Origin of the sequence: uncultured Caballeronia sp. (assembly GCF_964243625.1) — a bacterium.
Lineage (GTDB): Bacteria > Pseudomonadota > Gammaproteobacteria > Burkholderiales > Burkholderiaceae > Caballeronia.
This window is the reverse complement of the sequence record NZ_CAXTGZ010000291.1, coordinates 1-7,308: the sequence shown is the minus strand read 5'-3', so window position 1 is coordinate 7,308 and position 7,308 is coordinate 1. Positions and strand designations below refer to the sequence as shown.

8 protein-coding genes are annotated in these 7,308 nt (G+C 62.0%); 1 reads left to right on the top strand and 7 read right to left on the bottom strand.

The genetic code is table 11. The annotated features are described in order from the left end of the window. The 3 genes from ACFFAR_RS19230 to surE form a co-directional block, all read right to left on the bottom strand. Positions 1 to 716 (bottom strand): LysM peptidoglycan-binding domain-containing protein (locus ACFFAR_RS19230; protein ID WP_375508280.1); only part of this gene is annotated, 716 nt, incomplete at its 3' end. Between the two features lie 5 nt (positions 717 to 721). Then, positions 722 to 1,882, bottom strand: a complete 1,161-nt coding sequence (locus ACFFAR_RS19225; protein WP_375508279.1) for a protein-L-isoaspartate(D-aspartate) O-methyltransferase — start codon at positions 1,880 to 1,882, stop codon at positions 722 to 724. Beyond that, positions 1,879 to 2,637, bottom strand: coding sequence for a 5'/3'-nucleotidase SurE (gene surE / locus ACFFAR_RS19220; protein WP_061999542.1), 759 nt, complete (start codon positions 2,635 to 2,637; stop codon positions 1,879 to 1,881). Before surE ends, ACFFAR_RS19225 begins: the two co-directional genes overlap by 4 nt. 206 nt (positions 2,638 to 2,843) lie before the next feature. On the opposite strand from surE, the gene ACFFAR_RS19215 reads away from it, so the two are divergent. Next, complete coding sequence (locus tag ACFFAR_RS19215; protein ID WP_375508278.1) at positions 2,844 to 3,818, top strand: NADPH:quinone oxidoreductase family protein; 975 nt, start codon at positions 2,844 to 2,846, stop codon at positions 3,816 to 3,818. Positions 3,819 to 3,842: 24 nt separating this feature from the next. Here the strand turns inward: ACFFAR_RS19215 and ACFFAR_RS19210 are convergent, their stop codons facing one another. From ACFFAR_RS19210 to ACFFAR_RS19195, 4 genes are all read right to left on the bottom strand, one after another. Next, positions 3,843 to 4,667, bottom strand: coding sequence for an ABC transporter permease subunit (locus ACFFAR_RS19210; protein WP_174364120.1), 825 nt, complete (start codon positions 4,665 to 4,667; stop codon positions 3,843 to 3,845). Between the two features lie 36 nt (positions 4,668 to 4,703). Beyond that, on the bottom strand, positions 4,704 to 5,531 hold the full coding sequence (locus ACFFAR_RS19205) for an ATP-binding cassette domain-containing protein (protein ID WP_174364121.1): 828 nt from the start codon (positions 5,529 to 5,531) through the stop codon (positions 4,704 to 4,706). A 3-nt stretch (positions 5,532 to 5,534) separates the two neighbouring features. Next, positions 5,535 to 6,572: an ABC transporter substrate-binding protein gene (locus ACFFAR_RS19200; RefSeq protein ID WP_375508277.1), complete on the bottom strand. Its 1,038-nt coding sequence runs from the start codon at positions 6,570 to 6,572 to the stop codon at positions 5,535 to 5,537. Positions 6,573 to 6,634: 62 nt separating this feature from the next. After that, a partial coding sequence (locus tag ACFFAR_RS19195) for a CoA transferase (RefSeq protein WP_174364123.1) occupies positions 6,635 to 7,308 on the bottom strand: 674 nt, incomplete at its 5' end.

Here is a 7,308-nt window from a genome sequence, read left to right as displayed (position 1 = left end):
GGCGCGCCGCCAATATTGACGCCTTTGTTCTTGGCGTCGTCGAACGTGCCGAGAATCGGTCCGCGCGCCGGCCAGATGAACGCGGGTTGGGCCGCCGGCGCAGCCGCTGTAGCGCCGTTATCGATTCCGGTGGCGGGCTGGTTCATTGCCAGCCCGGGCGTCGCGCCCGGTACCGGAGGTTGCGGCGTTCCCATGCCGGACGATGAACCGTAAGCCGGCGCCTGCGGCAGCATGGTGCTGCCTGCGCCGTTGGTGGTGGCAGCGCCATTCGCGCCGTAAGTGCTCGTCAGCGGCTGCGCCTGCACGCCGCCGCCCACGATAGGCGCGGTAGACACGCCCGGCGTTGCGGCGGCAAGATTTGCACCCGGAGGCGCTACCCGCAGCAACTGGTCAACTTCGATTTGATTCGGGTTCGTCATGTTGTTCCACGACGCGATATCCCGATAATTCTGGCCGTTTTCCAGCGCAATCCGGTATAGGGTGTCACCCGGTTTTACGCGGTAGTAGCCTGGCGGCGGCGGACCCGGCGGCAGGACGGCACCGTCCTGAGCGGCTTGCGTGCCGATCGCAGCTCCGGTCCGGTCGACGACCGGCGCGTTGTCCATCCGTGTCGCGCACGCCGCCAGCACGGACAGCGCCGCGACACACACCATGCGCTGAACCACGGTCAAACCAGGGTTCGCGCTCACTTCTCGTTTAGCACGCAACATACTCATCGGTGTCAAATCACTCCGGATTTTAAAGGTACAAAGAAAACCCGATCAAGCTGCGACTCGCGCCATTGCGTGGGCGAAACGCGCTCGACGAGCGTCAGTATTTGCGCTTGCGCGGTTTGCGATCCGACCGGCGCAACCAGCCTGCCGCCAACGGCGAGTTGATCGAGCAGCGCTTGCGGAACATCGAGCCCCGCGCACGCTATGACGATGGCGTCGAACGGCGCGGCTGCCGGCAGTCCGAGCCGGCCATCGCCGTAATGCAAACGGATGTTCGGTACACGCAAGGGGCGCAAATTCAGCTTTGCGCGCTCCGACAACGGCCGAATCCGTTCAATGGAATACACATCAGTTGCGACCTGCGACAACACGGCCGCCTGGTAACCACAGCCCGTGCCGATTTCCAGCACGTTTTTCAGCGTTCGCCCCGCAGCAACCAGTTCGATCATTCGCGCGACAACCGAAGGTTTCGAGATCGTCTGGTGATGACCGATTGGCAACGCGGCGTCCTCGTAGGCCTGCGCCGCAAGCCCGGGGTCCACGAACATGTGCCGCGGCACCGCTGACATGGCCGCCAGCACACGCAGGTCTGTGATGCCGTTTGCGCGCAGCCGTTCGACCATACGTTCACGCACCCGTTCCGATGTCAACGCGTGCGTGCTGCCATGCGTTCCGTGCAACGCCGTCTTCCGGGCCGTACCGGACTTGACGTCCGGCTGCTGCACCGGCTTCGTATCCTGCGCCGCCTGAGCCTTCACGCTCGCGGCGAAGTCCCGCGCTTCGTTCACGCGCGCACCCGAACGCAACGCCCCGGACTGATGGTGAGCCACAACCGCAGAAGGCTTCGGTGCGGCATGCGGCTTTCCTGCTGTCGTTCCCGCAACACCGGCCGGCTTGACTACAGCGTTGGCCTTCCCTCCGGGATGAAGCGCCGTCGACAATTTCGCAACCTTTGCAGCCGCGGGTTTCAGCGTCGCGGCGCTGGCCTTGTGCGTTGCCCCCGCCGGCCGCGCTGCGCCGTTACCGCCCGCGATCGACTTCAGGACCGGCTTCGCGACCGGCCTGGCGTTCGATTTGCTGCTTGCATCGGGACGCGCAGTCGCTTTGCGCGGCTCGCGCACCAGGTCGGCGAGTGCCAGCGGGAAGCGTTTTGCGCGTTCTTCCGTCATGAACGGCTGCTCCGCGCCTCGGCCCACTCGCGCGTGGCGGGCAGCAGCTTGGTATGCGTGAGATCGAGTTGCAACGGCGTGATTGAAACATGTCCGTTCGCAATAGCATGAAAATCTGTGCCTTCGCTTGCATCGAGCGCGTCGCCTGACGGCCCGATCCACCAGATCGGGTTCCCGCGGGGATCGATTTGCCGGATCACCGGTTGCGAGGGATGACGCTTGCCAAGCCGCGTGATGCGCCACTCTCCCATTTCTTCGTAAGGCAGACTTGGAATGTTCACATTCAATAACGGATGGCCCGGCATGGGATGCGCCAGAAAATGCGCAACGATGTCAGCGGCAACGCGCGCTGCGTCTTCAAGATGCAACCAGTCGCGCCCGACCAGCGAGAACGCGATGGCCGGCACGCCGAACATGAAACCTTCTGTCGCCGCCGCGACCGTTCCGGAATATAACGTGTCCTCGCCCATGTTCTGGCCGTTATTGATACCGGAAACGACCAGGTCCGGCTGCTTTTCCAGCATGCCCGTCAGCGCGATATGCACTGAGTCGGTGGGCGTACCGTTCACGTAATTGAAACCGTTCGGCGCCGTGTGAATGGTGAGCGGGCGCGACAGTGTCAGCGAGTTAGAAGCACCGCTGCAATTCTGCTCAGGGGCCATGACCGTGACCTGCCCAAGCGGCTCCATGGCCGCGTGCAGCACGTTGAGCCCGCGGGCCAGATAACCGTCGTCGTTGCTGAGTAGGATTTGCATTCGACGATTGTAACCGAGGAAAGTAGGCCCGCGGCCCGGCCGTGGGGTCCTCGGCCGAACGGCCAGGTTTTCCGCGCAATGCTGGTTGATCTCGAGCGTTTTTCGTGCGTTTTATTAGACCGGATGGCTAACGCTGCGTCTCTGAACGCACGCCCCGGCAACGTCGTTTTACACTGGCGCATAGCGGATTTTTCAATGGAGACCCCATGCGCGCCATTCGATGCAACCAGTACGGACCGCCCGAATCACTCGTGCTCGAAACCTTGCCGGATCTCCGTCCAGGCGCCGACGAAGTGGTGATCGACGTACGGGCGGCCAGCGTGAACTTCCCTGATGTGCTGGTTATCCAGAACAAGTATCAGACGAAGCCGGCACTGCCCTTCACCCCGGGTGCCGAGTTCGCGGGTGTCGTGCGAGAGGTCGGCACGAACGTCAGCCGGCTCAGCGTAGGCATGCGGGTCGCTGCTTACACCGCGCAAGGCGCGTTCGCCGAACAGGCGGTTGCCCGCGAAGCGGCCTGCATTGCGCTGCCCGAGGACATCGACTTTGCGAGCGCGTCGGCCGTCACGCTCGCGTACGGCACGTCGCATCACGCCGTGGTCGATCGCGGCGGCCTGAAAGCCGGCGAAACCATGCTCGTGCTCGGCGCGGCCGGCGGCGTGGGACTGGCAGCGGTTGAAATTGGCAAGGCGCTTGGAGCGCGCGTGATCGCTGCGGCGTCCAGCGCGGAGAAGCTGGCATTGTGCGTTGAACATGGGGCAGATTCGGCCATCGACTATTCGAGCGAGAACCTGCGTGAGCGCATCAAAGAGCTGACGGACGGAAAAGGTCCGGACGTCATCTACGATCCGGTTGGCGGCGAGTATGCGGAACCGGCTTTTCGCAGCATCGGATGGAGGGGGCGTTATCTGGTGGTGGGGTTCGCCAACGGCGAGATACCGAGGTTGGCCCTCAATCTGACGCTGCTGAAAGGCGCCAGCATCGTGGGCGTGTTCTGGGGCCAGCACATACAACACGAACCCGAGCTCGCAGGCGCAGCAATGAAGCAGATCTTTGGTTGGATCAAGGAACGCCGGCTTCGCCCGCACATCACGAAGCGTTATCCGCTCGCGCGAACCGCCGATGCATTGAGCGACATGGCGAGCCGGCGTGTCTCGGGCAAGATCGTGATCGAGCCGTGAATGATTGGCGTCAAGAGGGCCGCGTCACATCTTTTCGGTATCGCCGGCGTTCGGCTGCCATTTCATCAGGCGGCGTTCGACGAACGCAACTATCCCGTCCAGGATCAGCGCGAATGCCGTGAGCACCAGAATGCCTGCGAACACGGTATTGATATCGAACGTGCCTTCGGCTTGGAGAATCAGGTATCCGACACCGCGTGCCGAACCCAGATATTCGCCCACCACGGAGCCGACAAACGCAAGTCCCACCGACGTGTGCAAGCTGGAGAACACCCAGCTTGTCGCGCTCGGCAAATACACGTGCCGCAGCAGATGTTTGCGATTGGCGCCGAGCATGCGGGCGTTGGCAAGAACGACCGGGCTCACTTCCTTCACGCCCTGATAGACGTTGAAAAACACGATAAAAAAGACCAGCGTCACGCCGAGCGCCACTTTCGACCAGATGCCGAGGCCGAACCAGACGGCGAAGATCGGTGCGAGGATGACGCGCGGCATCGAGTTCGCGGCCTTGATGTACGGATCGAAGAGCGCGCTCATCATGGGCGCCAGGGCAAGCCATAAACCAACCCCGAGACCCATTACCGTTCCAATCACGAATGCGAGCACGGTTTCGATCAGCGTGACCCAGAGATGCACGTAGATCTCGCCGGTCGTGAACCATTGCCAGATGCGCAACAGCACTTTCTGCGGTTCGCCAAAGAAAAATGCGGCCTTGCTCGAATCGTCGAAATAAAAAGCCGGCAACAGCGTCGGGCTGGTCAGCACATACCAAAGTAAGAAACACAGCACGAGCAGCAGCCACTGCCATACAACCAGGTTGGCGCGGTTCGGGCGCAACGTTTTCCACATGATCGATCTGCTCTTGTTGGCAAGCTAATGGGCGATTCAAACGGCTGTGAGCTGTTGCTTGTAGCCTTTCAGGACTTCTTCCCGCAGCACGGACCAGATCTGTGAATGCAATTCCACGAAGCGCGGATGCGAGCGGATTTCGGCCACATCACGCGGACGCGGCAGATCGATCACGAACTCGCCGATCGGATGCGTGCCCGGCCCTACCGACAGCACCACCACGCGATCGGACAGCGAAATCGCTTCGTCGAGGTCATGGGTGATGAAGAGCACGGCTTTACGCTTGGCTGCCCAAAGTTCGAGCAACTCGTTTTCCATGAGCTGGCGCGTCTGGATATCCAGGGCGGAAAACGGTTCGTCCATCAGGATGATGTCCGGATCGAGGATCAGCGTTTGCGCCATGCCCACGCGCTTTCGCATGCCGCCGGACAACTGATGCGGATAACGGTCGCCGAACCCGCCAAGACCGACGCGCTTTAACCACTCTTCGCCTCTCGCAGACGCTTCGTCTTTGGGAACGCCGCGAAACGACAAACCGGCTGTGACGTTGTCGAGTGCCGATCGCCAGGGCATCAGCGCTTCAGCCTGGAACAGGTATCCGGCGCGGCGGTTGATCCCGTCAAGTTCGGTACCGAAGACGTTGACCGTGCCCGACGAAGGCGCGAGCAAACCCGCGCCGACGTTCAACAGCGTGGACTTGCCGCAACCCGTAGGACCGACGACCGAGACGAACTCGCCCGGCGCGACGCGCAACGTCGTCTCCTTGACCGCCGTGTAGCGGGAGCGGCGGTCATCGCGGGAGACGAACGTGCAGGTGACATTCTCCAGCGCGAGCGCGGGGACCGGTGTAGTTGTCGGCTGCATCGCTTATGCCTTGACCGAGGTCAACGCCTTCTTCACGAAGTCGTTGGTCCACGTCTTCGACAGGTCGATCGGCTTGCTCTTTACGGTTTCGTCGAAGGCTTGCAGCGTCTTGAGCGACGTCGCCGGGCCGTTTGCGGGCATCAGGCCATCGGGCGACATGGCTTCCTTCACGTGCTGCCATGCATCCAGATAAAGCGAACTGTCGCCGAGCAAGTATGCCTCGGGCACCGTCGAGATCAGGTCCTTGCCCGTTGCCGTCTGAAGCCACTTGAGTGCACGGACCATCGCGTTGGTGAGCGCCTGGGTGGTGTTCGGATTCTTCGTGATGAAGCTCTGCGATGCATACAGGCACCCTGCCGGCATGTCGCCGCCGAAGACCGCGCGGGTATCGGCGAGCGTACGGGTGTCCGAGATCACTCGGATGTCGCCGGAGCGTTCCAGTTTGGTCATGACGGGATCGAGGTTCGCCATGGCATCGATCTGTCCCGACTGCAATGCAGCGACCGCACCCGCTCCCGCGCCCACGCCGATGAACGACACGTCGCTCGCGGTGAGCCCGGCCTTCGCCAGAACGAAGCTCGCCATGATCGATGTCGACGAACCCGGCGCAGTCACGCCGATCTTCTTGCCTTTTAGATCGGCGATGCCCTTGTAGTTCGGCATCGCTTTCTTCGACACAGCCAGCACGATCTGCGGCGCGCGCCCTTGCAGCACGAACTCGCGGAACATCTGCCCCTTCGCCTGCAGCAGCAGCGTGTGTTCGAACGCGCCCGACACCACGTCCGCGCTGCCACCCACCGCGGCCTGCAACGCTTTCGCACCGCCGGCGAAGTCGGAGATTTCGATCTCGAGCCCTTCGTCCTTGAAGTAGTTGCGGCGCTCCGCAATGGTGAGCGGCAAGTAGTAGAACAGGTTCTTGCCGCCGACCGCGATCGAAACCTTTGGATGCTCGAGCTTCGCTTGCGCGAACGCGAATGGGGCGTCTATCAATGTGCCGGCAGCGAGCGCCGCGCCGCTTGCGATGAAAGTCCTGCGTTGCATCTTGTCTCCTTCGTTTTTATTTTTCGAGGCTTTGGTTGAACGCCGAGATATTTTGCGGAGGCTCAAATCACCCTGTCCGCCCGCAATCTTGCAATATTGTCAGGATCATACCCGAGCGATTGCAGGACTTCATCGGTGTGTTCACCAAGTTGCGGTCCGAGCCAGCGTGTTCCGCCAGGCGTTTCTGAGAGCTTTGGCGTGACGTTCGGCAAGGCGATCTCACGGCCGTCCTGCCACGGAAATCGCTGGATCATCTGGCGCGCGATGTACTGCGGGTCCGTGAACATGTCGGCCACGCTGTAGATGCGTCCCGCGGGAACATCGGCGGCGTTGAGCACGGCGAGGGCTTCGTCGATCGTGCGCGTGCACAGCCACACGCGGATGGCATCATCGATTTCCCGCGTACGTGGCACACGTCCATCATTCGATGCCAGCGTCGGATCGTTGCCCAGATCTTCGCGGCCGATCGCCAGCATCAAACGCTTGAAGATAGGATCGCTGTTGCCGCCGATCACGATGCTGCCATCGCGGCACGGATACGTATTCGACGGCACGATACCCGGCAGCGACGCGCCCGTGCGTTCGCGGATCATGCCGTACACACCATATTCCGGCACTACGCTTTCCATCATGTTGAAGACGGCTTCGTAAAGCGCGACATCGACGACCTGCCCTTTGCCACCGTTCGCTTGCCGGTGATGCAGCGCCATCAGTGCGCCGATCACGCCGTGAAGCG